The 26349-nt window shown below is 62.7% G+C and carries 26 protein-coding genes; 18 read left to right on the top strand and 8 right to left on the bottom strand.

Annotated elements, in window-relative coordinates; genetic code table 11:
• Positions 1 to 428: 428 nt before the first annotated feature.
• Positions 429 to 1352: a thioredoxin gene (gene trxA, locus V1277_RS14525; RefSeq protein ID WP_213286599.1), complete on the top strand. Its 924-nt coding sequence runs from the start codon at positions 429 to 431 to the stop codon at positions 1350 to 1352.
• A gap of 73 nt (positions 1353 to 1425) precedes the next feature.
• Positions 1426 to 2100 (top strand): LON peptidase substrate-binding domain-containing protein, encoded by a 675-nt coding sequence (locus tag V1277_RS14530; RefSeq protein WP_334371727.1) that lies wholly within the window; start codon positions 1426 to 1428, stop codon positions 2098 to 2100.
• Positions 2101 to 2228: 128 nt separating this feature from the next.
• Here the strand turns inward: V1277_RS14530 and V1277_RS14535 are convergent, their stop codons facing one another.
• A complete protein-coding gene (locus V1277_RS14535; protein WP_334371725.1) occupies positions 2229 to 2579 on the bottom strand; it encodes a hypothetical protein in 351 nt (116 codons plus the stop codon).
• Positions 2580 to 2673: 94 nt separating this feature from the next.
• Between V1277_RS14535 and V1277_RS14540 the strand changes: the two genes are divergently transcribed.
• Positions 2674 to 3210 (top strand): TetR/AcrR family transcriptional regulator, encoded by a 537-nt coding sequence (locus V1277_RS14540; protein WP_334416852.1) that lies wholly within the window; start codon positions 2674 to 2676, stop codon positions 3208 to 3210.
• A 50-nt stretch (positions 3211 to 3260) separates the two neighbouring features.
• Positions 3261 to 3455: a Trm112 family protein gene (locus V1277_RS14545; RefSeq protein WP_334371721.1), complete on the top strand. Its 195-nt coding sequence runs from the start codon at positions 3261 to 3263 to the stop codon at positions 3453 to 3455.
• Positions 3456 to 3530: 75 nt separating this feature from the next.
• Here the strand turns inward: V1277_RS14545 and V1277_RS14550 are convergent, their stop codons facing one another.
• On the bottom strand, positions 3531 to 4748 hold the full coding sequence (locus tag V1277_RS14550; protein ID WP_334416854.1) for a ubiquinone biosynthesis hydroxylase: 1218 nt from the start codon (positions 4746 to 4748) through the stop codon (positions 3531 to 3533).
• Positions 4749 to 4963: 215 nt separating this feature from the next.
• On the opposite strand from V1277_RS14550, the gene tesB reads away from it, so the two are divergent.
• Positions 4964 to 5824 carry an acyl-CoA thioesterase II gene (gene tesB, locus V1277_RS14555; RefSeq protein WP_334416856.1) on the top strand — a complete coding sequence of 287 codons (861 nt, stop codon included), beginning with the start codon at positions 4964 to 4966 and terminating at the stop codon, positions 5822 to 5824.
• Between the two features lie 133 nt (positions 5825 to 5957).
• Here the strand turns inward: tesB and V1277_RS14560 are convergent, their stop codons facing one another.
• Positions 5958 to 6845 carry a DUF4339 domain-containing protein gene (locus V1277_RS14560; protein ID WP_334416858.1) on the bottom strand — a complete coding sequence of 296 codons (888 nt, stop codon included), beginning with the start codon at positions 6843 to 6845 and terminating at the stop codon, positions 5958 to 5960.
• Positions 6846 to 7094: 249 nt separating this feature from the next.
• On the opposite strand from V1277_RS14560, the gene V1277_RS14565 reads away from it, so the two are divergent.
• The 4 genes from V1277_RS14565 to V1277_RS14580 all read left to right on the top strand — a co-directional run bounded on the left by V1277_RS14565 (position 7095) and on the right by V1277_RS14580 (position 10953).
• Positions 7095 to 7433, top strand: coding sequence for a P-II family nitrogen regulator (locus V1277_RS14565; protein ID WP_028348351.1), 339 nt, complete (start codon positions 7095 to 7097; stop codon positions 7431 to 7433).
• 91 nt (positions 7434 to 7524) lie between these two features.
• The gene (locus V1277_RS14570; RefSeq protein WP_334416860.1) at positions 7525 to 8832 is read left to right on the top strand and encodes an ammonium transporter; all 1308 of its coding nucleotides are present in this window, start codon (positions 7525 to 7527) and stop codon (positions 8830 to 8832) included.
• A 302-nt stretch (positions 8833 to 9134) separates the two neighbouring features.
• On the top strand, positions 9135 to 9473 hold the full coding sequence (locus V1277_RS14575; protein WP_008142813.1) for a P-II family nitrogen regulator: 339 nt from the start codon (positions 9135 to 9137) through the stop codon (positions 9471 to 9473).
• 37 nt (positions 9474 to 9510) lie between these two features.
• Positions 9511 to 10953, top strand: coding sequence for an ammonium transporter (locus tag V1277_RS14580; RefSeq protein WP_334371714.1), 1443 nt, complete (start codon positions 9511 to 9513; stop codon positions 10951 to 10953).
• A gap of 130 nt (positions 10954 to 11083) precedes the next feature.
• Here V1277_RS14580 and V1277_RS14585 read toward each other — a convergent pair whose 3' ends face one another.
• Entirely contained in the window at positions 11084 to 11494 is a 411-nt protein-coding gene (locus V1277_RS14585) for a type II toxin-antitoxin system VapC family toxin (protein WP_334416862.1), read from the bottom strand.
• Complete coding sequence (locus tag V1277_RS14590; RefSeq protein WP_057844908.1) at positions 11491 to 11727, bottom strand: AbrB/MazE/SpoVT family DNA-binding domain-containing protein; 237 nt, start codon at positions 11725 to 11727, stop codon at positions 11491 to 11493. The genes V1277_RS14585 and V1277_RS14590 overlap by 4 nt, the downstream gene beginning before the upstream one ends.
• Positions 11728 to 11898: 171 nt before the next feature.
• Between V1277_RS14590 and V1277_RS14595 the strand changes: the two genes are divergently transcribed.
• The 4 genes from V1277_RS14595 (at position 11899) to V1277_RS14610 (ending at position 17408) form a co-directional block, all read left to right on the top strand.
• On the top strand, positions 11899 to 13125 hold the full coding sequence (locus V1277_RS14595; protein ID WP_334416864.1) for an aminotransferase class I/II-fold pyridoxal phosphate-dependent enzyme: 1227 nt from the start codon (positions 11899 to 11901) through the stop codon (positions 13123 to 13125).
• A 13-nt stretch (positions 13126 to 13138) separates the two neighbouring features.
• The gene (locus V1277_RS14600; RefSeq protein WP_334416866.1) at positions 13139 to 15592 is read left to right on the top strand and encodes a DNA translocase FtsK; all 2454 of its coding nucleotides are present in this window, start codon (positions 13139 to 13141) and stop codon (positions 15590 to 15592) included.
• A gap of 120 nt (positions 15593 to 15712) precedes the next feature.
• Positions 15713 to 16519, top strand: a complete 807-nt coding sequence (locus tag V1277_RS14605) for an outer membrane lipoprotein carrier protein LolA (protein ID WP_334371705.1) — start codon at positions 15713 to 15715, stop codon at positions 16517 to 16519.
• Positions 16520 to 16592: 73 nt separating this feature from the next.
• Positions 16593 to 17408 carry an exodeoxyribonuclease III gene (locus V1277_RS14610; RefSeq protein WP_334371703.1) on the top strand — a complete coding sequence of 272 codons (816 nt, stop codon included), beginning with the start codon at positions 16593 to 16595 and terminating at the stop codon, positions 17406 to 17408.
• A gap of 146 nt (positions 17409 to 17554) precedes the next feature.
• Here the strand turns inward: V1277_RS14610 and V1277_RS14615 are convergent, their stop codons facing one another.
• Complete coding sequence (locus tag V1277_RS14615; RefSeq protein ID WP_334371701.1) at positions 17555 to 17995, bottom strand: cyclic nucleotide-binding domain-containing protein; 441 nt, start codon at positions 17993 to 17995, stop codon at positions 17555 to 17557.
• Positions 17996 to 18046: 51 nt separating this feature from the next.
• The gene (locus V1277_RS14620) at positions 18047 to 18733 is read right to left on the bottom strand and encodes a response regulator transcription factor (RefSeq protein WP_028348340.1); all 687 of its coding nucleotides are present in this window, start codon (positions 18731 to 18733) and stop codon (positions 18047 to 18049) included.
• Between the two features lie 268 nt (positions 18734 to 19001).
• Between V1277_RS14620 and V1277_RS14625 the strand changes: the two genes are divergently transcribed.
• Both V1277_RS14625 and V1277_RS14630 read left to right on the top strand, forming a co-directional pair.
• Positions 19002 to 19571 carry a L,D-transpeptidase family protein gene (locus tag V1277_RS14625; protein ID WP_334416868.1) on the top strand — a complete coding sequence of 190 codons (570 nt, stop codon included), beginning with the start codon at positions 19002 to 19004 and terminating at the stop codon, positions 19569 to 19571.
• A 16-nt stretch (positions 19572 to 19587) separates the two neighbouring features.
• Complete coding sequence (locus tag V1277_RS14630) at positions 19588 to 20373, top strand: 2-keto-4-pentenoate hydratase (protein WP_334416870.1); 786 nt, start codon at positions 19588 to 19590, stop codon at positions 20371 to 20373.
• Between the two features lie 146 nt (positions 20374 to 20519).
• On the opposite strand, the gene V1277_RS14635 is transcribed toward V1277_RS14630, so the two are convergent.
• The gene (locus tag V1277_RS14635) at positions 20520 to 21197 is read right to left on the bottom strand and encodes a YggS family pyridoxal phosphate-dependent enzyme (RefSeq protein ID WP_334416872.1); all 678 of its coding nucleotides are present in this window, start codon (positions 21195 to 21197) and stop codon (positions 20520 to 20522) included.
• 117 nt (positions 21198 to 21314) lie between these two features.
• On the opposite strand from V1277_RS14635, the gene V1277_RS14640 reads away from it, so the two are divergent.
• The 3 genes from V1277_RS14640 (at position 21315) to lptE (ending at position 26301) form a co-directional block, all read left to right on the top strand.
• Positions 21315 to 23006, top strand: coding sequence for a diguanylate cyclase domain-containing protein (locus V1277_RS14640; protein WP_334416874.1), 1692 nt, complete (start codon positions 21315 to 21317; stop codon positions 23004 to 23006).
• Between the two features lie 132 nt (positions 23007 to 23138).
• A complete protein-coding gene (leuS, locus tag V1277_RS14645; RefSeq protein WP_334416876.1) occupies positions 23139 to 25763 on the top strand; it encodes a leucine--tRNA ligase in 2625 nt (874 codons plus the stop codon).
• Positions 25750 to 26301, top strand: coding sequence for an LPS assembly lipoprotein LptE (gene lptE, locus V1277_RS14650; protein WP_334371690.1), 552 nt, complete (start codon positions 25750 to 25752; stop codon positions 26299 to 26301). The genes leuS and lptE overlap by 14 nt, the downstream gene beginning before the upstream one ends.
• The last annotated feature ends 48 nt before the right edge of the window (positions 26302 to 26349 follow it).

The raw sequence follows: 26349 nt of genomic DNA on the forward strand, positions 1-26349 counted from the left end.
TCCGAGATGGCGGCGATCGCTCGCCGTCAACGGCAGACCTATGCCAAATGCGGGCTGCGAATGCAACAGTCCGCGTACAGTCCGACGCTTTTCCGGATAATCCGATTTCTTTGACCAAATAGGCTCGAATCCGTCCGAAACAACGGCAAAATGGAATTTATCGGGCCTCGTGCCATCGCCGGGAACCCAGAATCATCTGCCAGCGCGCGATAGCCCGATTCGCGGGCCGCTGGCCGCGGGGCCACCCGGACGGTTCGGAACGTCGGCCCGAGCGGCGGTTGCAGAAGGCGCGAAGCCCGGACCGATTGATTTTTGCGGCCAAGCCGCCATCTAGCGAACGAGAACTTGGTTCCGGACCGTGCTAGAAGCAGCCGGACCCGCAGCCGATATTCTGCGTTCCTTCTCGAATGACATCAGGCGAGGTTACCGTGACGATAGTTGAGCAGGGCGGCGGCCCGGCACCGCAGGCAGTACCCGATCTGATCAAGGAGACGACCACCCAGACCTTCGTGAAGGATGTCATCGAGGAATCGAAGCGCCAGCCGGTGCTGATCGACTTCTGGGCGCCCTGGTGCGGCCCCTGCCGTCAGCTCACGCCGGTGCTGGAAAAGGCGGTTCGGGCCGCCAAGGGTAAGGTCAAACTGGTCAAGATGAATATCGACGAGCATCCGGCCATTCCGGGCCAGATGGGCATTCAGTCGATCCCGGCGGTGATCGCGTTCGTGGGCGGCCAACCCGCCGACGGTTTCATGGGCGCGGTGCCGGAGAGCCAGGTCAACGCCTTCATCGACAAGCTCACCAAGGGCATGACGGCGCCGGGTGAGCCGAACATTGCGGAGATCCTGAAAGAGGCTGAGGCCGTGCTGGCGGAAGGCGATCCGGCCGCCGCAGCACAGATTTATGCCGAGATACTCGGTTTCGATGCCACCAATATCGCTGCCCTGGCGGGACTGGCGAAGTGCTACGTGACGACGGGTGCCGTCGAACAAGCCAAGCAGACGCTTGCGATGGTGCCGGAATCGAAGCGCAATGACGCCGCCGTCAAGGCGGTGCAGGCCTCGATCGATCTTGCCGAGCAGGCCCAGTCGGTCGGCCCGGTGACCGAGCTCGAACAAAAGGTCGCCGCAAACCCGCTCGACCATCAGGCGCGATTCGACCTGGCGACGGCGCTCAATGCGCTCGGCAAGCGCAACGAGGCAACCAACCAATTGCTGGAAATCGTCAAGCGCGATCGGAAGTGGAACGATGATGGCGCGCGTAAGCAGCTCGTGCAGTTTTTCGAGGCGTGGGGCGGCACCGACGAAGCAACCGTCGAGGGACGCAAGCGGCTATCGACGATCCTTTTCTCGTAGGACGTCCACACGCGCGGGACATGGTTTTGTGAAGAGAACATCCACCGAACCAACGAACTGACCGGGACTGCAGATGCCGATCAATGCCGAATACCGCGGACCCGGCGAGCTTCCCGAAATCATTCCGGTATTTCCGTTGCCGGGCGCGCTGTTGCTGCCGCGCGGCCAGATGCCGCTCAATATTTTCGAGCCGCGCTATCTGGCGATGGTGGACGACGCGCTGCGCGACGGCCACCGGCTGATCGGGATGATCCAGCCGGATATTTCCCACACCAAGGACGAGGCAAGGCCGGTGCTGTTCCAGGTCGGCTGCGTCGGCCGCATTACCCAGCTCGCCGAATCCGGCGACGGCCGCTACATCCTCGAATTGACCGGAGTCGCCCGCTTCAAGGTGGTCGAGGAAATCGCAGCACTGACCGCGTACCGGCAATGCCAGGTGGACTTCTTCCCCTATGCCGACGATTTCGTCGCGCGCAAAGGCGAGGAGGAAGTCGACCGCACGGCGTTGCTCGACGTGCTGAACGATTTCCTAAAAGCCAACAATCTGAAGGTGGATTGGGAAGGCATCGAGAGCGCTCCGAACGAGGCGCTGGTCAACGCGCTCGCGATGATGTCGCCGTATGGTCCTGCTGAGAAACAGGCGATGCTGGAGGCGCCGGACCTGAAAACCCGCGCCGAGATCCTGATTGCGGTGACCGAAATGGACCTCGCCAAGAAGGGTACCAGCGGCGACACCGGGCTGCAGTAGCGCGCGGACGTCGTCACCGGGCTTGACCCCGGTGACCCATCTTCTTCGGAAGATTTTTGCGATGATTGATGGATGCCCGGATCAAGTCCGGGCATGACAGATCAAGCTCCCATTGACCTAATACCGACCTAATACCCGGCTACCGCGAGCACGACGACGGCGCCAAGGGCTTTCCAGCCGAAGCCGCGGCCGCGCGACCACCACGCATTGGCGGCGGCGGCAAAGGCGTAGACCACGACGATCGTTGCGACGATCCAGTGCCGCGCGCTCTCCGATCCAAACGAGGGCGCGGCAATCAGCAGCACGCCGCCGCCGATCCAGGCCACCGTACCCGCCTGCCATACCAGGCGGATGAGGGTGCGCAGGCTTTCGGGCTGGATGGTCGCCTTGGCGAACACCTTGGTTTCCCCGAGCACGCCATGGATCAGGGCCACCGCTATGCCGGCGACGCCGGCGCATTGCAAAATGAGATCGCGCATCGATAACGTCTCCATACACTGCTGTATGGTTATGCGCTGCGTTCTGGCGCCTGTCAATACAGTGGTGTATGGTGGTAAGATCGCGGAACCCGGCATGAACGATCAACTATCGGCAAAGGACTGGCTCGATCAGGGCTTGAAGACGTTGGCGACCCGTGGCTTCACCGCGCTGAAGGCGGAGCCTTTGGCCAAGACGATGGGAGTGTCGCGCGGCAGCTTCTATTGGCATTTCGCCGATATCGGCGCGTTCCATGCCGCCGTCCTCGCGCGCTGGCATGAGGTCGCGGCCGAGCAGATCATCGCCAATGTCGAGGCGGCCTCGAAGGACGAGAACCCGCTCGCGCTGCTGCTGCGCCGCGTGTTCGGCGAACGGCTGATGCTGGAACGGGCGGTCCGCACCTGGGCGAGCGTCGAACCCGCCGCCCGCGCCGCCGTGCAGGCGATCGACCGGCGCCGGCTCGGCTATGTCGAAGGTCTTTTGACGCAATCCGGATTGTCGACGGATGTGGCCCGCGCCCGGGGGCAAATCCTGTATTGGGCGTTTCTCGGCTTTGCGCTGTCGGATCAGCCATTGCCGAAGGCACGACAACAGGCCGTGGTGGACGAATTGGTACGGATGTCAGCGTCATGACACCTCGCGATTTGGTATGCTAGGGGACTACGCCTATCTGGAGAGAGTAAATGACAGCCCCGCCCGAACGCCTCGGCACCGTCGATCCAAAGTTGCTGGAGATCCTGGTCTGTCCGGTGACCAAGGGTCCGCTCGAATTCGATTCGAGCCGGCAGGAATTGATTTCGCGTTCCGCCAAGCTCGCCTATCCGATCCGCGACGGCATCCCGATCATGCTGCCGGAAGAGGCGCGGAAGATCGAGTGAGGGAAGTAGCGAATGGGGAATGGCGAGTAGCGAATAGCAAGAACCTCCATTCGCCACTCCCTATTCGCCATTCGCCTAGAGCGCCTCGCCCTTCAACAGCCGCGGCACCTCGCCCGACAATCCCGCCGCCTGGCGGATGAACAAGTTCTTCAGCGGCGGCGCGCGATCGACGAGGCCGAGGCCGATATCGCGCACGGTGCGCAACAGCGTCGATTCGTTCGAGAACAGAAAATTCAGCGAGTTGGTCGCAACACCCATCGCCATGGTGTCGAACCGCCGCCAGCGCTGGTAGCGGTCGAGCACATCGGCCTGCCCGGGATCAATGCCGAGCCGGGCCGCGTCGACCACGACTTCGGCCAACGCCGCGACGTCCTTCAGGCCCATATTCAGCCCCTGCCCTGCGATCGGATGAATCACATGCGCGGCGTCGCCGACCAGCGCCAGCCGCTCGGCGATGAATGAGCGCGCAACGAAATAGCCGAGCGGAAACGCGCGCGGCTTGTCGAGCGCCTTGATCTCGCCGAGGTGCAGCCCGAAACGCTTCTCGAGCTCATCGTGGAATTCGGCTTCGCCGAGCGTGGTAATGCGTGCGGCCTCGGTGCGGCTCTCGGTCCACACCAGCGACGAGCGCTTTCCACTCAGCGGCAGGATTGCGAACGGACCCGCCGGGAGAAAATGCTCTTCGGCGCGGCCGTGATGATCCCGCTCATGGCCGACGGTGACCACGATGCCGGATTGATCGTAGTCCCAGCCATTGGTGGCAATGCCGGCGCGCTCGCGCAGTCTCGAGCGCGCGCCGTCGGCGGCGACCAGCAGGCTTGCCTCGATGACAGCGCCGTCGGCGAGCGTCACGGTGACGCCATCGGAACGTGAATCGTAGGTCGATACCGCCGTGGCCCGGAGATCGATGCCATCGGCCTCGGCGCGCTCGACCAGCGCGTCGATCAGGCGGCGATTCTCGACCATGTGGGCAAATGGCTCGCCAGGTTCGACATCTCCCGCAAACGTCAGGAATACCGGACGTGTCGCGTCATCCAACCGGGAATCGGTAACGACCATGTCGAGGATGGCTTGCGAATCCGATACCTGATTCCAGACGCCGAGCGTCTCGAAAAGCCGCCGGCAGGCGGCCACAATGGCGGTCGCGCGTGGGTCGCGGCTCGGCCGCACCCCGAGCGCAGGATCGGCGACGACGACGGGAATCTCCGCGCCAAGGGCCTGGCGGAGCGCCAACGCGAGCGCCAGCCCGGCAAATGCGCCGCCGCAAATGACAATACTTCGCTGTGTCGCCATGCGATCCGTACCCGGTTACGCCCTCAGACCAGACTTGCTACCTGATAATAGCTGGGCGAAACAGGGCCGAGAAACAAGGTCCTTAACCAGACCGTCATTCCGGGGCGCGCGCTTGGCGCGAACCCGGAATCCAGAGGTTTGGCACGAGATTCCAGGTTCGCCTCTTCGAGGCGCCCCGGAATGACGGCGCCTCCACGAATTGAAAGCACCACACCATGTCCAAAGGCCTGATTGACCTGATTTCCATCCTCGATCTGGAGCCGCTCGAGGTGAACCTGTTCCGCGGCAACAGCCCGAAGACGAGCTGGCAGCGGGTGTTCGGAGGGCAGGTGATCGGGCAGGCCATGGTTGCGGCATGCCGCACTGTCGAAGGCCGCCTGCCGCATTCGATCCATTGCTATTTCATCCTGCCCGGCGATCCGCAGATTCCGATCATCTACCAGGTCGAGCGGCTGCGCGACGGCAAGAGCTATTCGACAAGGCGCGTCACCGCGATCCAGCACGGCAATGCGATCTTCTCCATCATGGTTTCTTTTCATGCCGAGGAGGAAGGCGCGTTCAATCACCAGGACACGATGCCGGACGTGCCGCCGCCGGAGAAACTCACCGCCGAGGAAGTGGCAAAACAGCCGATGTTCCGGGAGATGCCGGAATTCATCCGCCGCTATTACGAATCCGACCGGCCGATCGAGCTGCGCCCGGTCGAGCTCGGCCGCTATTTCGGCCAGAAGATCGACGACGGGCGCATCCATGTCTGGATCCGCACCGCGGCCAAGCTGCCCGACGATCCGGCGCTGCACATGTGCGCGCTGGCCTATGCGTCGGATTTCTCGCTGCTTGACGCGGTGATGGCGCGCTACGGCCGCACGCTGTTCGACAAGCGCATGATGCCGGCGAGCCTCGACCACGCGATGTGGTTTCACCGGCCGTTCCGCGCCGACGAATGGCTGCTTTACGCGCAGGATTCGCCGAGCGCGCAGGACGGCCGCGGATTGACCCGCGGCCTGATCTTCAAGCCTGACGGCACGCTGGTGGCGTCGGTCGCCCAGGAAGGCTCAGTCCGCCAGCGCAAGTGAGTCACACCTTGTAGGGTGGGCAAAAGCGAAGCGTGCCCACCATCGCGAAATGCGCGTGAGAATGGATGGTGGGCACGGCGCAATTGCGCCTTTGCCCACCCTACAAATTCCACGCTAACGGCAGCGCGACCTCTTACGCGTTCGCCAGCGTTCCGCGCTCGGCCAGCGCGAATTGCGACGCGTACCAGCGAGCGTACCAGGCCAGCATCCACGGGATCGGAATGATGAAGATACAGGCGATCACGAACACGATGGTTCGCCACAACACTTCCAGTCCGGACGCGGTGAAGATGACCTCGCGCTGCGTCCCGTCGATGTTGCGGCAGATCCAGCGCATCCAGGCCGTGACCACCCAGGCCCAGCCAACGATGGTAATGAAGGATACATACAACAGCACATGCCAGCCGACATAACCCAACGCGCTGCCGTTGAAGGCGATCGGAAGCGGCTGGTCGTTGGAGCTCAGGTTGGAAGCGATCCAGCGAATGACCATCCAGGCCAGCACGGCCTGAATCGGGATCGAGAGGTATTGCAGGTAATAGAGGTCGGCCGAGCCCACATAGGTCAAAATGCCGATGGCGATGAAGACGTACCAGATGTCGAGGGGCTGGCCGGTGAAAGCAAGGTTCGGCCGGCCCGGCACGTAGAGCCGGGAAAAGATCCAGCGATAGAACCAGGTCGCAACCCAGGGCGCCGGAATCACCAGCACCATGCCGATGACGAATAACAGGCTGCGTCCGAGGAGCTCCCACAGCCCGACATCGATCGAAAGCGCACCGCCGCCGTAACCTCCGGTTGCAGCCGTAGATGGGCCACCGGGTTGCGCGAAAGCGGGCGGACCTGATCCGCCGGGTATCATCCCCGGAATCTCTCCTGCCCGCTGCCAGCCCGACATTCCCTCGGTCCATACCAGCGTATCCGCCCCGACCATGCCGCGGGTGATGAGGTCGCGAAGCTGGGACTCCGGATAAGGACCCTGTTGCTGTCCGTTGGCTGCATAAAACCACGATCGGTTCGACATTTTATTTCCTTGAGCCGTGGAAAATGGAGGTAGCCGGCGGGCGGCTGGGGGTGAAACCGCATTTTGGCGGACGTTACAGGTGCCTGTACAGTGATCGATGTCACCAGCTCGAAATGTTTTCCCCTTCTACCTGCAACTTTTTTGTGCCATTTGCCCAGAAAGATGCCAGATTTGCGTCGGCGGTCCGCCGTCGGGGCGCCCAGCCTGTCGCGTGCTCAAAAAATTCCCCAGAGAAATGAAGGCCTGACCATGAAGCTCGTCGTCGCGATCATCAAACCCTTCAAGCTTGACGAGGTACGCCAGGCGCTGACGGCCATCGGCGTCCACGGCATGACCGTGACGGAGGTCAAGGGCTACGGCCGCCAGAAGGGCCACACCGAAATCTATCGCGGCGCCGAGTATGTCGTGAACTTTCTGCCCAAGCTCCGAATCGAAATCGCGGTCGCCTCCGACGTTGCGGACAAGGCAGTCGAGGTCATTACCGCGAACGCGCGTACCGGGCAGATCGGTGACGGCAAGATCTTCGTCACGCCGATCGACCATGCGCTGAGAATCCGCACCGGCGAGACCGATAGCGACGCGCTCTGAGACATCACGGAATTCAAGGCGCGGCGGCAACGACGCTGAACGCGCGAAGCCAGGAAGCGGCAACGAAACGACAACAGGCCGGGGGATTTTTATGGGGGCACCATCGTATCGTGCAGCAGGCAATGCTGCGCTCATTATTCTTGCGGCGAGCTTCGCACTCATCACGCCGGCCCAAGCCGAGACGTCCACCATCAGTGCCGCCGACACCGCGTGGATGATCGTTGCCACCGCGCTGGTGCTGATGATGACGATACCGGGCCTGGCGCTGTTCTATTCCGGCATGGTGCGCAAGAAGAACGTGCTGGCGACCATGGCGCAAAGCCTCGCCGCCGTCGCGATCATCTCGATTCTCTGGGTGGCCTTCGGCTATTCGCTGGCTTTTGTCGGCGATGGCGCCTGGATCGGAACGCTCGATCGCTGGTTTCTGATCGGCATGACGATGGAGAGCGTCAATCCGGCGGCGAAGACGATTCCGGAAGCGCTTTTCATGCTGTACCAAATGACGTTTGCGATCATCACGGTGGCGCTGGTGGCGGGCGCGGTCGCGGACCGGATGCGGTTTTCAGCCTATCTCTTGTTCTCGGTCGGCTGGTTCATGTTCGTCTATGTGCCGCTCGCACATTGGGTCTGGGGCGGCGGATTCCTTGCCACCATGGGCGTGCTGGATTTCGCCGGCGGCCTCGTCGTGCATCTTTCCGCCGGTGTCGGCGGACTGGTTGCCGCGATGGTGATGGGCCGGCGTCACGGCTATGGCAGCGAGAACCTCGCGCCGTTCGACCTCTCGCTGGCCGTGATCGGCACCGGATTGTTGTGGGTCGGCTGGTTCGGCTTCAACGGCGGATCGGCGCTGGCCGCGAACTCGCGCGCCATCATGGCGATCACCGCGACGCACCTGGCCGCCTGCGCCGGCGCGCTGACCTGGGCCGCGATCGAATGGGCGACCCGGCGCAAACCATCGGTACTCGGCATGATCTCGGGCGCGATCGCAGGCCTCGGCACGATCACGCCGGCGTCAGGATTCGTCGCGCCGTGGCACGGCATCGTCATCGGCGTCGTCGCGGGAACGCTCTGCTTCTGGGCCTGCACCTGGCTCAAGCAGCGTTTCAAATATGACGACTCGCTCGACGTGTTCGGCGTTCACGGCATCGGGGGATTGACCGGCACATTGCTCGCCGGCGTCTTCGCGGTGAACGCGATCGGAGGCACTGCCGGCCTGATCGAGGGCAATGCTCAGCAGGTACTGACCCAGCTCTATGGCGTCGCGGTTACCCTCGTCTGGTCTGGCGGCATTACCTTTATCCTGCTCAAGCTGGTGGGCGTGTTCGCGCCCCTGCGGGTATCGCTGCAGCAGGAGCTGGAAGGCCTCGACATCTCGCAGCACGGCGAAGCCCTGCAATAGGCCCCCCACCGGATTACCGTTTGCCCTGCTGCTAAGCACGATTGCGTCGGCCGTCAGGCTCTGCCCATGTTTTGGGCATGCCTGATTACGCTTTGGGCGGGGCGGAATGGCGCGGGAAGATGCAATTCTCGCAGAGGGCGAAAAGGTCCGGATTCATAGTCTGTTAGGGAACGATCCCGATCTGGCACGGCATTTGATTCTAAGGGTCCCGGCTGTGCCCGCGTAGTGAACATCTCCGCGTGGTGAACCTCAGTCGAGACGCCCGGTCCGCCTGACCCGGGCCCAAGCGGGGACCAAGACTCATGAAAATTGTTATGGCGATCATCAAGCCATTCAAACTCGAAGAAGTCCGGGACGCCCTGACCGCCATTGGCGTTCACGGTCTCACGGTGACGGAAGTCAAAGGCTATGGCCGCCAGAAGGGCCATACGGAAATCTATCGTGGCGCCGAATACGCCGTGAGCTTCTTGCCCAAGATCAAGATCGAAGTCGCGGTAGCGTCGGACCAGGTCGACAAGACCATCGACGCCATCACATCGGCTGCCAAGACCGGACAGATCGGCGACGGCAAGATCTTCGTCATCAACCTCGACCATGCGGTACGCATCCGCACCGGCGAGGCAGATGCCGCGGCCCTCTGATTTCGCGCACAAACCTTACACTCAGGAGCAAAACCAAATGACGTTTAAACGTCCCTATAGCGCGGGATTGGCGGCCCTCGCAGTCGGCCTGTTCGCCGCGACCGCTGCCTACGCCGAGCCGACCGTCAACAAGGGAGACAACGCCTGGATGCTGACGTCGACAGTGCTGGTGCTGTTGATGACGATTCCGGGTCTGGCGCTGTTCTATGGCGGTCTCGTCCGCGCCAAGAACATGCTCTCGGTGCTGATGCAGGTGTTCTATACCGTCTGCATCGTCGTCCTGCTCTGGGCGCTCTACGGCTACAGCCTCGCCTTCACCGGCGGTTCCGACTTCATCGGCGGCTTCTCCAAGGCCTTCCTGATGGGCGTGACGACGGATTCGAAAGCGGCGACCTTCAGTGTCGACGCCAACATCAGCGAGCTCATCTACATCTGCTTCCAGATGACGTTTGCGGCGATAACCCCCGCCCTCATCGTCGGCGCCTTCGCCGAACGCATGAAGTTCGCGGCAGTCGCCCTGTTCGTCCCGCTCTGGGTCACGCTGATCTATCTCCCGATCGCGCATATGGTTTGGTATTGGCCAGGACCGGACTTGATCACGGATGCAGCAAAGGCTCTTGCCGCGGCGACTGACGGTGCGGCGAAAACCGCGGCGCAGGCCAAGCTCGACGAGATCAACGCCGACGCCGGCTGGATCTTCAAGAAAGGCGCGATCGACTTCGCGGGCGGCACCGTGGTGCACATCAACGCCGGCATCGCCGGTCTGGTCGGTGCGCTCCTGATCGGCAAGCGCGTCGGCTACGGCAAGGAGCTGATGGCTCCGCATTCCCTCACCATGACCATGATCGGCGCTTCGCTGCTCTGGGTCGGCTGGTTCGGCTTTAACGCCGGATCGAACCTCGAAGCCTCCGGCGGTGCCGCGCTCGCCATGACCAACTCCTTCGTTGCGACCGCAGCGGCGGCGATGTCCTGGATGTTCGCGGAATGGATCGTCAAAGGCCACCCTTCCGTGCTCGGCGCGTTGTCGGGCGCGGTGGCGGGCCTTGTAGCGGTCACGCCTGCGGCCGGCTTTGCGGGTCCGATGGGTGCGCTCGTGCTTGGCCTCGTGGTCGGCGTCGTCTGTCTGTTCTTCTGTACTGTGGTGAAGAACTCGCTCGGCTATGACGACTCGCTTGACGTGTTCGGCGTCCACTGCGTCGGCGGCATCGTCGGCGCGATCGGCACCGGCATCCTGGTGAATCCCGCACTCGGCGGCACTGGCGTCATGGATTACGTCGCCGGCAAGATCGCGGACTACGACTTCGTCGCGCAGATGACCTCGCAGCTCTGGGGCGTCTGCACCACGCTGGTGTGGTCCGGCATCGGCTCGGCGATCCTGTTCAAGGTCGTCGATGTCATCGTCGGGCTGCGTGTCAACGTCGAGACCGAGCGTGAAGGCCTCGACGTCACCGAGCACACCGAGCGCGCCTACAACATGTAAGTTCTAAGTTCTCCCCGGGTGCGATCTCCCAAAGGGTCGCATCCACAACTCCGGTTCGGGCACATACCCGGCAATGCCCTGACCGTTGAGGGGCTCCAGCGCAAGCTGGAGCCCCTTTCTTTTAATGCCGCTATTGTTCCCGTTCCGGCGCGATCAGTTCGACAGTCGGAAAATAGGTTCGATAACGCCTTGCATCGCGTGTCAGCAAAGGTAGCTGTTCGACAGCGGCGTGAGCGCCAATGAAGAAATCCGCCAGCACGCCGGTGCGAAGGCCCCCGGAGCCGCGATACCGCAGATAAGCCTTGCCCGCGAGGAAGAGCGCGGTGCGCGGGATCGCCGCCAGTTCGATGCCCAAATTGCGGAGCATCGCGTCCACGCCCTCGACCGTGGCGTAGCGCGTCGATATCTCGGCGTAGATGATATCATTGATGATAAGCGGCCCGGACGAGGCCGCTTGTTCAAGCCGTTGTTGCGACCAGTCCGCCCATATTTCACCGTCGGTGACGACATCCAGGAGGACGTTCGAATCGACGAGCGTCATTCCGGTTCGCCACGCAAGAGAGCCATCAGCTCGTCGGTCGTCATGCCTGGCCCAGCCGACCCTCGCGCTTTGGCAAACCTGCTAGGCGGCCGAGGCCCATCGGCTTTTTCGATCACCACACCACCATCGGCGCTGCGGCGGAAATCCACCTGGCTGCCAGGCTGAATCCCCAAATAGTCGCGGACACGTTTCGGAATTGTCACTTGGCCCTTGCTCGTAACTGTCGTCGCCATGGCTGAACTCCCGGAAGTAATACCCGCTCAAAATATGGTAATACTCTGCAAATTGTCCAGACCAACCGATGGTTAATCGCGTCTTAACCTCGCCGTATCTATGGTGGTTTGTGGGTTTCCGGGGCTCGCTTAAGCCCTTTGACCGCTTTTGAAAGTGCTGGCGTTTCAGACATGGCAATGACCGCCTCTTCCGGCGTGGCGCAGGGCGCTGGCAGTGCAACCCCTGCCGGTCAGGCCGAACGCTCGCCGTTCTTGCGTACGACCGAGCTGCTGGCGCCCTACCAGCCGGCCAAGCCATTGATTACGCTGTCCCTCGGCGAACCGCAGCACCCGGTGCCCGACTTCGTCGGACCGGTGCTCGCGAAACACATTGCTGAGTTCGGCCGCTATCCGCTTGCCAAGGGCATCGAGCCGTTCCGACGCGCCGCCGCCAACTGGCTTTCGACCCGGTTCCAGCTCCCCCGCCCGATCGACCCCGAGAGCGAAATCCTGGTGCTGAACGGCAGCCGGGAAGGGCTGTTTTTCGCGGCGATCACCGCCGCTCGCTATGTTGGCCCACGCAAGGGCAGGCCCGCGATCCTGATGCCCAACCCGTTCTATCCGGCCTATGGCGCAGGCGCCCGGGCCGCTGGTTGCGAACTGATCTACCTGCCGACCACGCGCGCCAACGGATTCCTGCCGGATCTCGATACGCTCGACGAGGCGACGCTGGCCCGAACCGTCGCGATGTTCATTGCCTCGCCCGCCAATCCGCAAGGCGCCGTCGCCTCGCGCGATTACTTCACGCGGCTGAAGACCCTCGCCGACCGCTACGGCTTCATGATCCTGAGCGACGAGTGCTATTCGGAGATCTACACCAGGCAGGCGCCGGGCAGCGCCTTGGAATGCGCCGGGCCCGATTTTACCAACGTCGTTGCGTTCCAGTCGCTGTCGAAGCGCTCCAATCTGCCCGGCATGCGCGTCGGCTTTGCCGCCGGGGATAGCAAGTTCCTCGCTGCCTTCCACGAGTTTCGCAATGTCGCGGCGCCGCAAGTGCCGGTGCCGCTGCAACACGTCGCAATCGCCGCCTATAGCGACGAGACCCACGTCGAAGAAAACCGCAGGCTTTATCGCATCAAATTCGATCTTGCCGACCAGATTCTCGGCAGCCGCTACGGCTATGTGCGGCCGGCGGGCGGCTTTTGCGTCTGGCTCGACGTATCCGAACGCGGTGGCGACGAAGCGGCGGCGGTGAAACTCTATCGCGATGCGGGCGTCCGCGTGATCCCGGGCAGCTATCTGTCGCGGCTGCAGCCTGACGGCTTCAATCCCGGCGCAGGCTACATCCGCCTGGCGCTGGTCTCCGATAGTGAATCAACGGCCGAGGCATTGCACCGGCTGGTCGAAATTCTGGATTAGTCGCAGGGCCCCAATGAGCATGCCAGCGATCGAACGTGTCATTCCCCTGGTCGGTCATCTGCCGGTCTCGATCCGCGAGGCCCTGGCGCGGCGGCTGCGCGAGCTTGCCGGCCTCAGCCTGATCGCGCTGTCCGGCGTGGCGGCGGCGGCGCTGATGACGTGGTCGGTGCAGGACCCAAGCTTGAGCCACGCGACCTCGCGCCCGATCCGCAACGTTCTCGGCTACCCTGGCGCAATCGGCGCCGATCTGTTGATGCAGATTCTCGGCCTCGGCGCGATCATGCTGATCCTGCCCGTCGCGGTGTGGGGCTGGCGCATGCTGACCCATCGCGCCTTCGACCGCGAAGCGCTGCGGCTTGGGTGCTGGATTCTATGCACGGTGATCGCGGCAGGCTTTGCAAGCTGCTGGCCGCATGGCGGCGCGTGGGCGCTGCCGACCGGCCTTGGCGGCGTCGTCGGCGACGCGCTGGTACGTGCGCCCGCCGTCGTGTTCGGCCCGGTCGGCTTCACCTATCGCCTCGTGCTCGGCATCATCCTGTTTGCGGCGATGGCCGCGGCCTTTCTGTTTGCCTGTGGCTGGGGCTCGCGCCCGAAAGAGGAAGAGCTTACGCCGATCGAGGATGATGACGCGCCCTTCGTTGAAGAAGAGGACCGCAGTTCGGTATCGCTCGGATGGGTGTACCATGCCCTGATGAGCGCAAAGGCTCGGCTCGGATGGCTGATGGGCGTGGCCTACCGATCGCTGGTGTCGAGTTCGCCGCCGCCTCGCAAATCCTCGTTCGAACGTCAGGAACCGAGCCTCGGCGGCCGCGCCGCACCGGCATTGGCCCCGCAGCAAGAGGAATTCGAGGACGAGGAGGAAGAGGAAGAGGAAGAGGAGGACGAGGAAGTCCCGGCCACCCGCGCTCCGCGCAAGAAGCCTGCACCGCGCGCAGCGGCGAAGAAATCCGACAAGTTCGAACTCCCTTCGGTCTCGATGCTGACGGCGCCGAAGGCGTCGGACCGGCAGCCGCTCAGCAAGGCCGAACTGGAGGCCAATTCGCGCGCGCTGGAAGGCGTGCTCGGCGATTTCGGCGTCCGCGGCGAGATCGTCAAGGCCAATCCCGGCCCGGTCGTGACGCTGTACGAACTCGAACCGGCGCCCGGTATCAAATCCTCGCGCGTCATCGGCCTTGCCGACGACATCGCGCGCTCGATGAGTGCGCTTTCGGCGCGCGTCGCCGTGGTTGCCGGCCGCAATGCCATCGGCATCGAGCTACCGAATGCGCATCGTGAAAAAGTTTACCTGCGCGAATTGCTGACCACAAAGGACAGCAACGAGTCGACGGTGAAGTTGCCGCTCTGCCTCGGGAAAAACATCGGCGGCGAATCCATCATCATCGATCTGGCGCGTACGCCACACATGCTGATCGCGGGCACCACCGGCTCCGGCAAATCAGTCGCCATCAACACCATGATCCTCAGCCTGGTCTATCGCCTGAGGCCGGATCAGTGCCGCCTGATCATGGTCGACCCCAAGATGCTCGAGCTCTCCGTCTATGACGGCATCCCGCATTTGCTGACGCCGGTCGTGACCGATCCGAAGAAGGCGGTGGTGGCGCTGAAATGGGCCGTGCGCGAGATGGAGGAGCGCTACAAGAAAATGGCCAAGCTCGGTGTGCGCAACATCGACGGCTATAACCAGCGCCTCGTCGAAGCCAAGACCAAGGGCGAGGAGCTGACGCGCACGGTGCACACCGGCTTCAACAAGGAAACCGGGAAGGCGATCTACGAGGAGGAAAAGCTCGAGCTCGAGCCGCTGCCCTATATCGTCATCATCGTCGACGAAATGGCCGACCTGATGATGGTGGCCGGCAAGGACATCGAAGGCGCGGTGCAGCGCCTGGCGCAGATGGCGCGCGCCGCCGGCCTGCACGTCATTCTCGCGACGCAGCGTCCGTCGGTCGACGTCATCACCGGCACCATCAAGGCTAACTTCCCGACTCGCATCGCCTTCCAGGTCACGTCGAAGATCGACAGCCGCACGATTCTTGGCGAGATGGGCGCCGAGCAACTGCTCGGCCAGGGCGACATGCTCTATATGGCCGGCGGCGGTCGCATCAGCCGCGTGCATGGACCATTCGCTTCAGACGAAGAAGTCGAGAAGGTGGTGCGTCACCTCAAGACGCAAGGCGCGCCCGAATATCTGGAAGCGGTCACCGCGGAGGAACCGAGCGAAGAAGACGGCGCGGTATTCGATTCCACCGGCATGGGCGGCGATGGTGGCGGCGACCTGTTCGCGCAGGCGGTTGCGATCGTCAAGCGCGACCGCAAGGCCTCGACCTCCTATATTCAGCGCCGGCTGCAAATCGGCTACAACCGCGCCGCCTCGCTGATGGAACGGATGGAACAGGAAGGCATCGTTGGCCAAGCGAACCATGCCGGCAAACGCGAAATTCTGGTCGAGGAGGAAGAGGGCGGATTCTAAAGCGCCGAACGTGGATTCGGCGCAACGATTTTCACGGAAAAACGATATCTCCTTTGGTCGAAAGCGCGATAAACTGGCCGGCAGCGGAATGCCTCGTCGAATAGAGATCCGAAATATCTGATGACACAACAACCCACCCATCGCGGGCTGCGCTCCGGACTGGCCCTTTTGATCGCCACATCCATCGCCGGCTTCGCGACATCGGCTCTCTCGCAAACCGTGCCGGTTCCGAAGCCCGCGCCCAAGGCCCGCGACGGCAATGTGCAGATGAGCGCACAGGACAAGGTTCCGATGACCACCGGCGCGACCCAGGCGCCGCCGAATCCGGTGCTTCCGGACCCGCGCCGTAATGTCCCGGCCAATGTTTTTGCGACGTTCGATGCCAACCAGAAGGCGCAGGCTGCGCGGGTGAGTTCATATCTATCGTCGCTGCAGACGCTGGTCGGAAATTTCGTCCAGGTCGGCCCCGACGGCAGCAGGACCAAGGGCGATTTCTACATCCAGAAGCCGGGCAAGGTACGTTTCGAATATGACGACCCGAGTCCGATCGCGATTATCGCCGACGGTTCATCGCTGGCCGTGCGCGATCGCAAGCTCGCCACCCAGGACATCTATCCGCTGTCTCAAACGCCGCTGCGTTTCCTGCTGTCGGACCGGATCGATCTGTTGAAGGACACCAATGTCGTCAGCGTCACGGCGGATGACGTCTACATCAGCGTCACCATCGAGGAGAAGCAGGCCCTGATTGGCACCAGCCGGCTGATGCTGATGGTTGGCGTAAAGGACGGCCAGCTCAAGCAATGGACGGTGACCGACCCGCAAGGTTACGACACCACGGTTGCGGTCTACAATCTGGACTCGTCCAAGAAGGTCGATCCCGGCCTGTTCAAAATCGACTTCACCAACTACTTCACTCCAGCGAACTGAGCGACGCTTTCCTCCATTCTTTCTGTGGAGAGGAGGAAATGCGCGCCAGGAACCGTGGTAAGACACGGCTCCCATGCGTTTTTCCCTGACAACGTGGAATATCAATTCGGTGCGCCTACGCATCGATATCGTCGCCAAATTCCTCAAATCGGCGCGACCGGATGTGCTGTGCCTGCAGGAAACCAAATGCATCGACGACGCTTTTCCGCTGAAGCGGTTCAAGCGTCTTGGCTATGAGCATGTCGCGCTGAACGGGCAGAAGGGCTATCACGGCGTCGCCATCATCTCGAAACTTCCCTTCGACACCACCGATATCAGAACCTTCTGCGAAAAGATCGATTCGCGGCATATTTCGGTGGCTTTCGGCGAGAAGGCCCAGCTTGCAAAGCCACTGGTGCTGCACAATTTCTACGTTCCGGCCGGCGGCGACATTCCCGATCCCGCGCTCAATCCGAAGTTTGATCACAAGCTGAAATTTCTCGACGAGATGAAGGCCTGCGAGCCGCTGCACCCGCGCGGCGACGACCGGCATATCCTGGTCGGCGACCTCAACGTTGCACCACATGAAAACGACGTGTGGTCGCACAAGCAGCTTCTGAAGGTCGTCTCGCACACGCCGATCGAATGCGAAAAGCTCCTGGCCGCGCAGGCCCATGGCGAATGGTTCGACGTCGCGCGCGAGCGGATCCCGCTTTCGGAAAAGGTCTATACGTGGTGGAGCTACCGCGCCGCCGACTGGACGGTCGGCGACCGTGGCCGTCGGCTCGACCACATCTGGGTCTCCCGCGCGCTGAAGGACGCTGTCAGCGATTTCAGGATCACCCGCGATGCCCGCGGCTGGGAGCGACCATCGGACCACGTTCCTGTCACGGTGACGCTGGAGGTGTAGGTTCTTCGTCGCCCCTGCGAACGCAGGGGCCCATAATCAGGCTTCAGTTGGTGAAGAGGCCGCTGGCCCCAGGGGCAAATTGTGAGGCCGCGGCGTATGGGTCCAGGATAGCGCTCGTTCTGCACGCTTGTCCGGGGCGACGGAGCTCAAATACTCAGTTTCGCGCCCGCCATCAGAATGTCGCTGGCGAGTTGGCTGGTCCGGGTGGCGAGTTCGTCGCGCAAGCGGCGCGCCGCGGCGGGGTCACTTTCGAGCACGCGCTGAAACAGGCTGCGTGACACCCGGATGACCGAGGAATGATCAAGCGCGACCGCGCTGGACGGTCGTTTCATGGCCACGATCAGCGCCAATTCGCCGATCAGCGCCCCGGGGCCCGCAACGACTTCAGCACCGCCGTCTTCGACGCGGAACGATCCGCGCTGAACGATGTAGCCTGCATCCGCGTCGTCGCCCGCATTGAACAGATAATCGCCAGATGAGAAATCGCGCTGCTCCGAACCGATTGCCAGCATGCGCAGCGCCGTCGTTCCCAACAGGCGTAATGTCGGGACCCGCTCAAGCAGGGCTACATCATCGTCGATCGACATGGACCGTTGACCGGGATGCGCGAAAATTACCAATCGTGGCTGCGAATCGTATCACGGTACCAGTTTGTAGCCACCGGCTTCCGTCACCAGGATTTCCGGGTTGGCCGCATCTTTCTCAATCTTCTGCCTGAGACGGTAGATATGCGTTTCCAGCGTGTGCGTGGTAACGCCGGAATTGTAGCCCCAGACTTCCTGTAGCAGCGTCTCGCGCGACACCGGCAATTGGCCGGCACGATACAGGAAGCGCAGGATCGCGGTTTCCTTCTCGGTCAGCCGCACCTTTCTGGCGTTGGCGGCGGTCAGCATCTTGGAGCCGGGCCGGAAACTGTAAGGGCCGACGGAGAATACCGCGTCCTCGCTGGCCTCGTGCTGGCGGAGCTGCGCCCTGATTCGGGCGAGCAGGACGGCAAACCTGAACGGCTTGGCGACGTAGTCGTTGGCACCCGATTCGAGCCCCAAAATGGTATCCGAGTCGGTGTCGTGGCCAGTCAGCATGATAATTGGCGCCTTGAAGCCGCCCTTGCGAAGGCTGCGCACGACCTCCCTTCCATCCGTATCCGGCAGGCCGACATCCATCAGCACCAGATCCGGCGAATTGGCTTTGGCGGCGCTGGCGCCCTTGGCGCCGGTATCGACTGCGGAGGCCTCGAATTCCTCATGCAGCGACAATTGCTCCACCAACGTATCGCGCAGATCGGTGTCGTCATCCACGATCAGGATCTTGCGGGCATTGGGCATAGGATACGATCCTCTTGAGGCAGGCGGCGGACACAAGCGAGAGCGTCTCAAGCCGGGTCTTGGTCGATAACAACCTGATTCGCGGGCAAACTTCACAAGCAAGCCGGGTTATCAGGCACTGATTCGCATTGAGGTAGGAGATTGTTACAGTTTCACAAGCCGAACCGCAGTCTATCCCAAATTTGAGGCGCGTTTGGATGAATGTCCTGTAATGCCGCCAAATAGAGCAACTGCAGCAGGGCAAGCAACCCAGGATTCGGGCATTGGCATGGAAAGCAACGCCATTTCAATCACTTATCGGACAGATGCGCGTGATCGACCGCTGACGGCAATCCGGGTCCACAGGGCTGCCGGCGACCCCTGCCGGGGCTGGCTGACGGCGGACGGCTGGACCGTGCCGGTGGCACTTGGCCGCGGCGGCATCCTCGCCAACAAACGGGAGGGCGACGGCGGCACTCCGCGGGGGACCTATCATCCGCTGCAATTGTGGTGGCGCGCCGACCGCCATCCCCGACCGCGGACCTATCTGCCGGTCCGGCCGATCCGGCCCGAAGATGCCTGGTGCGAGGACCCGCAGGACCGCCGTTATAACCAGCCAATCCGTCTGGTCCGGGATCAGGCTGGTGACCGGCTGACGCGCGAGGATCACCTTTACGACTTCATCGTCGAAATCGATCACAACAGCACGCCGCGAATTGCCGGCCGTGGCAGCGCCGTGTTCCTGCATCTGGCGCGAACCAATTTCTCGCCCACGGCGGGATGCGTCTCGATGACGAAATCCGCCATGCTGCGTCTGCTGCGGCGGATGGGACCGCAGACCAGAATCATGATCGGCTGATGGGGAAGCAAAAACAATGCTCGACAGCAACGCAATAACGGCCGCGTCAAAGATCCTGCACGACCACTGGCGCGCCGGCACCAAATTTTCCGGCCTCGACGAATCGCTGCGGCCGCGCGACCGCATTGAGGCCTACGCGATCCAGGCGGGAGTCGAAAAATACTCGTCCGATAGCTTGTTCGGCTGGAAGATCGCGGCCACCAGCGAGGCCGGACAAAAGCACATCAACGTCGACGGCCCGATGGCTGGGCGCATTCTGGCCGAAACCGTCATCCCCGACGGCGGAACGGCTTCGATGGCAGGCAACGAAATGCGCGTCGCCGAACCCGAATTCGCTTTTCGCATGCGCGTGGATCTGCCGGCGCGCTCCACGCCCTATACAATGCAGCAGGTTCTCGATGCGGTCGACACGCTGCATCCGGCCATTGAAATTCCGGATTCGCGGTTTGAGAATTTCGTTACCGCCGGCGCAGCGCAACTCATCGCCGACAACGCTTGCGCGCATCTGTTCGTGTTGGGGCCGGCGGCAACCGCCGACTGGCGTTCAATGGACCTCATCGAGGAACGGCCGGTTGTCACGATGCGCGGCCAGCAGTTCGTTGGCCACGGCAAGAACGTATTGGGCGATCCCCGCATTGCGCTGACCTGGCTCGCCAACGAACTGCGCCAGCTTGGCGTGACGCTGAAAGCCGGCCGCGTCGTCACCACCGGCACCTGTCATGCACCGCTGCCGATTCAGTCAGGCGATTTTTGCGCCGTCGATTTCAGCGCGCTGGGTAAGGTGTCGGTGGGGTTCGAATAAGCGTTGCTCACAATCGATGTCGCCTCTGCGAACGCAGGGACCCATAACCACGATCGCTCGTTGGTACGGAAGGTAACTATTCCATCGCCTGACTGATAAGCCGCGGCGTATGGTCCTTGCGTTCGCAGGGACGACGGCACAGACTTTTATCGCGCCCCGAAAATTGCGGACCCCACACGCACATGCGTCGCACCCATCTGGATCGCGACTGCAAAATCGGCGCTCATGCCCATCGACAGATTTTTCAGCCCGTTGCGCGCGGCGACCTTGGCCGTCAACGCGAAATGCGGCGCCGGCGCCTCGTTGACCGGCGGAATGCACATCAAGCCGGAAATGACCAGGCCGTATTTGTCGCGGCAGCTCGCGATAAAGGCATCTGCCTCGCCGGGCGCGATGCCGGCCTTCTGCGGTTCCTCGCCGGTGTTGATCTGAACGAACAATGCCGGACGTTTGTTCTGCGAATTGATTTCCTTGGCAAGCGCTTCGCAGATGCTGGGTCGGTCGACCGAGTGGATGGCATCGAACAGCGCGACGGCCTCCCTCGCCTTGTTGGATTGCAGCGGCCCGATCAGGTGCAACGCAGTTCCGGGATAGGCCGACACCAGCGGCGGCCATTTCGCTTTGGCCTCCTGCACGCGGTTTTCGCCGAACACCCGCTGCCCGGCCCCGAGGACCGGTGAAATGGCCGTGGCGTCGAATGTCTTCGACACCGCGATCAGCGTCACCGATGCGCGCTCACGGCGCGCCTCCTTGCAGGCGCGCGCGATCTCTTGCTCCACCTGCGCAAGACCATTTGGTAAAGACTTGGTTAGCGATGTCGGCATCTCTCTCGCGTCATGTCCTGATTTCGGCCGAGAATTTTACGGCATTTCCTCTAATTTTACCAAGTTCGGGAAAGGCTTCTTGAACCCTTCACACTACCTTGCCGTGTGGGGGGCAGGATGGCTGGCGTTACTTTCAAGCGCAATCGGGTCAAACTCAAGAAGCTTCTGGGAATCCGGGCGCGGCTTGCGCTGCTCGCCGTGATGCTGGTGGCGCCCTTGATGCTGGAACGGGTCCGCTCGCTCGAAGACGCGCGCGCCAAGCAGATCGCGATGGCTTCGGAGGAATACGCCAACATTACGCTGCACACCGCGGAGACCCAGCGCGAGGTCGTCTCCTCGGTCGAAGCCATGCTGAAATCAGCCGCCTATATCCGCGCCTCCAGCGGCATCGGGCGCAGTTGCGAAATCCTGCGCGCCAGCCTGCCGACCAACCTGCCCTGGATCCGCAGCATCATGATCGTCAGCAAGGAAGGCGTGGTACAGTGCTCGACTTTGAACATGCTGGTCGGGCTCAACATCGGCGACCGTGAGTATTTCCGAAAGGCACAACAAACCCGCGACTTCGTTTTCAGCGACTATCTGTTCGCCAGGGTAAGCAACAGACCGATCCTGATGGCGGCCTATCCGGTAGCCGCAATCAATCCGGAAGAAGACGCCGTGGTGGTCGCCGGCATCAATCTGGACTGGATGTCGAAGATCATGGCCAAGCTCGGCGGACGGCCGGGCATTTCGGCGCTGCTGGTCGACGGCGCCGGCGTCGTGCTGGCCGCGCCGGCGGACGAGGCCAGCATGATTGGCAAGCCGCTCAACAACGTGCCGCTGCTGACGGCCATCGCTCACAAGGCACTCGTTTCCGACACCCCGATGGGTTCGCTTTCCTTCACGGCAGCCGACGGGTCGCAACGCGCGATCAGTTTCGCGCGCATTCCCGGCACGCAGTCCCGCCTGATCGTCAGCATTGACGAGGCCAAAATCACGGCGGCGATCAACCGCGATATCCGCACCGCCTATCTGCAGCTCGGACTAGTCTGCCTGTTCGTGCTGCTCGGCGCATTGATCGGCGCGGAAAAGCTCATCATCAACCCGATCGAAGTCATGACCGGCATGGCCAGGCGATTCGGCGAAGGCGACTGGTCGGCCCGCGTCTCGCACAGCCGCCTGCCGTCGGAATTCATGCCACTGGCCCGCGCCTTCAACGCGATGGCAGCGCAACTCAGCCAGCGCGAACGCGAGCTCGTTGCCACCAACGACCGGCTCACCGTGATGGCCTCGATCGACATGCTCTCCGGCCTCGCCAACCGGCGGAGCTTCCAGAGCCGGCTCGATTTCGAATGGATGAAGGCGCAGCAGTATTCTAGCGAGCTGTCGCTGCTGATGATCGATGTCGATCATTTCAAGCTCTACAACGACACCTATGGCCACCCGGAAGGCGACGCCTGCCTCACCCGGATCGGCGAAGCGCTGGCCGGCATCGCCGCCGACAATCTGGGCTTTGCCGGCCGCTATGGCGGCGAGGAATTCTGCCTGCTGCTGCCGAACACCAGCCCGCAGAAAGCACTCGAGATCGGCGAAACCGTGCGCGCCACCGTTCAAGGCCTCGGCCTGCCGCACATCACCTCCAGCCACCGCACCGTCACCGTCAGCGTCGGCGTCGCCGCGACGCTTCCGAACGACGCTCAAACCCCCGGCGAGCTGATCGAGGCGGCGGATGCCGCCCTCTACGCCGCCAAACACCGCGGGCGAAATACCGTGGTCGAGCACGGCTTTGCAAAGCTGGTGGACGAGGCGGGGATCGCGATGGCGGGGTGAGCGGACGCTCCACGCCATCGGCTAGAACGCCCCCTCCCCGCTGTCCCAACCCGTTGACCCCGCAGCCGCTTTTGTGGCCTAGTCCGCCGTCCTCTGGACGGGACCCGAATCCACAAAAAGCCCTGCGATTCCATGACCTCCGAACGTTACAACGCCCGTGATTCCGAGCCGCGCTGGCAACGCCAGTGGGACGAAAAGGCGATCTTCGCCTCAAAAAACGACGATCCGCGGCCGAAATACTACGTGCTCGAGATGTTCCCCTACCCGTCCGGGCGCATCCATATCGGGCATGTCCGGAACTACACACTGGGCGACGTGCTAGCCCGCTTCATGCGCGCCAAGGGTTTCAACGTGCTGCACCCGATGGGCTGGGACGCCTTCGGGCTGCCGGCCGAGAATGCCGCGATCGAGCGCAAGGTCGCGCCCAAGGCCTGGACCTACGACAATATCGCCGCGATGAAGAAGCAGTTGCGGTCGATCGGCCTGTCGCTCGACTGGTCACGCGAATTCGCGACCTGCGACCCCAGCTACTACAAGCATCAGCAGAAGATGTTCCTGGACTTTCTGCGCGCGGGACTGGCCGAGCGCGAGAAGCGCAAGATCAACTGGGATCCGGTCGACATGACCGTGCTCGCCAACGAGCAGGTGATCGACGGCCGCGGCTGGCGCTCCGGCGCCGTCGTCGAGCAGCGCGAAATGAACCAGTGGGTCTTCAAGATCACGAAGTACTCGCAGGAACTGCTGGACGCGCTGGACGGGCTGGATCGCTGGCCGGACAAGGTGCGGCTGATGCAGCGCAACTGGATCGGGCGCAGCGAAGGCATGCTGGTGCGTTTCGCGCTCGATCCGGCCACAACGCCGACGGGCGAATCCGAGCTGAAAGTCTTCACCACGCGACATGACACGCTGTTCGGCGCGAAATTCATGGCGATTGCAGCGGACCATCCGCTGGCGCAGGCCGCGGCTGCGAAGAACCCGAAGCTTGCGGAATTCATTGCCGAGGTCAAACGGATCGGCACCGCGCAGGAAATCATCGATACCGCCGAGAAGCAGGGTTTTGACACCGGCATCCGCGCGGTCCATCCGTTCGATCCGAACTGGAAGCTGCCGGTTTACGTCGCCAACTTCGTGCTGATGGAATACGGCACGGGCGCGATTTTCGGCTGCCCGGCGCATGACCAGCGCGACCTCGATTTCGTCAACAAATACGGGCTCGGCAACACACCGGTGGTCTGTCCCGAAGGCCAGGACTCAAAAACCTTTGTTGTCAGCGATACCGCCTATGACGGTGAGGGCCGCATGATCAATTCTCGCTTCCTCGATGGGATGACCATCGAGCAGGCGAAGGAAGAGGTGGCGAAGCGGCTGGAAGCAGAAGTTCGCGGCAATGCGCCGGTCGGCGAACGCAAGGTGAATTTCCGACTGCGCGACTGGGGCATCTCGCGCCAGCGCTATTGGGGCTGCCCGATCCCGGTGATCCATTGCCCGAAATGCGACGTGGTGCCGGTGCCCGACGCCGATCTGCCGGTGACGCTGCCGGAGGATGCCACCTTCGACAAGCCCGGCAATGCGCTCGACCATCATCCGACCTGGAAGCACGTCACCTGCCCGAAATGCGGCGGCAAGGCGCAGCGTGAAACCGACACCATGGACACCTTCGTGGATTCGTCCTGGTATTTTGCGCGCTTCACCGATCCCTGGAACGAAAAGGCGCCGACCACGCCTGATGTCGCCAACCGCATGATGCCGGTCGACCAGTATATCGGCGGCGTCGAGCACGCGATCCTGCATCTGCTCTACAGCCGCTTCTTCACCCGCGCGATGAAGGCAACCGGCCACATCGGCATGGACGAGCCGTTCGCCGGCATGTTCACGCAAGGGATGGTGGTGCACGAGACCTACCAAAAAGCCGACGGCACCTATGTGACGCCGGCCGAGGTGAAGGTCGAGACCGGCGGCAATGGCCGCCGGGCCGCGCTGCTCGACAGCGGCGAAGAGGTCACGATCGGCGCGATCGAAAAGATGTCGAAGTCGAAAAAGAACACGGTCGACCCCGACGACATCATCGCGACCTACGGCGCCGACGTCGCGCGCTGGTTCATGCTGTCGGACTCGCCGCCCGATCGCGACGTGATCTGGAGCGACGAGCGCGTGCAGGGTGCCTCGCGCTTCGTGCAGCGACTGTGGCGGCTGGTGAACGAATCGGCCGAGATCGCCAAGATAGCCCCGGCCGCGCGGCCGGCTTCGTTCGGGGCGGATGCGCTTGGCTTGCGCAAGGCAGCCCATGGCGCACTGGACAAGGTCTCGTCCGGGATCGAGCGGCTGCATTTCAATGTCTGCCTTGCTCATATCCGGGAATTCACCAATGCGCTGGCCGAGGTGCTGGGTCGTGAGACCAAGCCGGCGCCGGACCTTGCCTGGGCCGTCCGGGAGGCCGCCATCATCCTGGTTCAATTGTTCGCACCGATGATGCCGCATCTGGCCGAGGAGTGCTGGCAGGTTCTGGGGCAGTCCGGGCTGATTTCGGAGGCCAACTGGCCCCAAATCGAACGCGATCTGCTGGTTGAAGACAATGTGACGCTGGTGGTCCAGGTCAACGGCAAGAAGCGGGGTGATGTTACCGTGCCACGGGTCGCCCAAAATCCGGAAATTGAGGCTGCCGTTTTGGCGCTCGATGCGGTAAAACTCGCCCTCGGCGGCAAAACCGTCCGCAAGGTAATCGTAGTTCCCATGAGGATCGTGAATGTCGTTGGCTAGGACCCGGATCGCCGTTCGGCTCATCGCCGTCGCAGCTCTGGCGGCGCTCACAGCGGGCTGTTTCCAGCCGATGTATGCCGAACGTACGGACGGCAAGCCCGGCTTGCGCGAAAAGCTGATGGGCGTGGAAATCCCGCCGGTCGACAAGGCCAACGCCTCGCGGGAAGCCCGAATTCAGGTCGAGATCCGCAACGCGCTGGCGTTCAAGCTCTACGGCAACGCCACCGGCATGCCGCCGACCCATCGGCTGGTGCTGCGGTTCAACACCACCCGCTCTTCACTGATGCTCGATCCGGCCACCGCGCTGCCGTCGAGCGAAAACTACGGCATCGACGCGCAGTACAATCTCATCGACCTCGCGACCAACAAGTCGGTCATGACGGGCACGACGTTCTCCCGCGTGTCCTATGACGTCCCTGGCCAGTTGCAGCGTTTCGCCCGCGCCCGCGCCTTCCGCGACGCCGAGGACCGCGCCGCCAACGAGGTCGCGGAAAACATCCAGACCCGGCTCGCGTCCTACTTCTACGCCGGCACCTGATGTTCGGTCATTCCGGGGCGTGCGAAGCACGAACCCGGAGTCTCGCGC

The sequence above is a fragment of the Bradyrhizobium sp. AZCC 1588 genome, from assembly GCF_036924735.1.
In the GTDB taxonomy this organism is placed as follows: Bacteria; Pseudomonadota; Alphaproteobacteria; order Rhizobiales; family Xanthobacteraceae; genus Bradyrhizobium.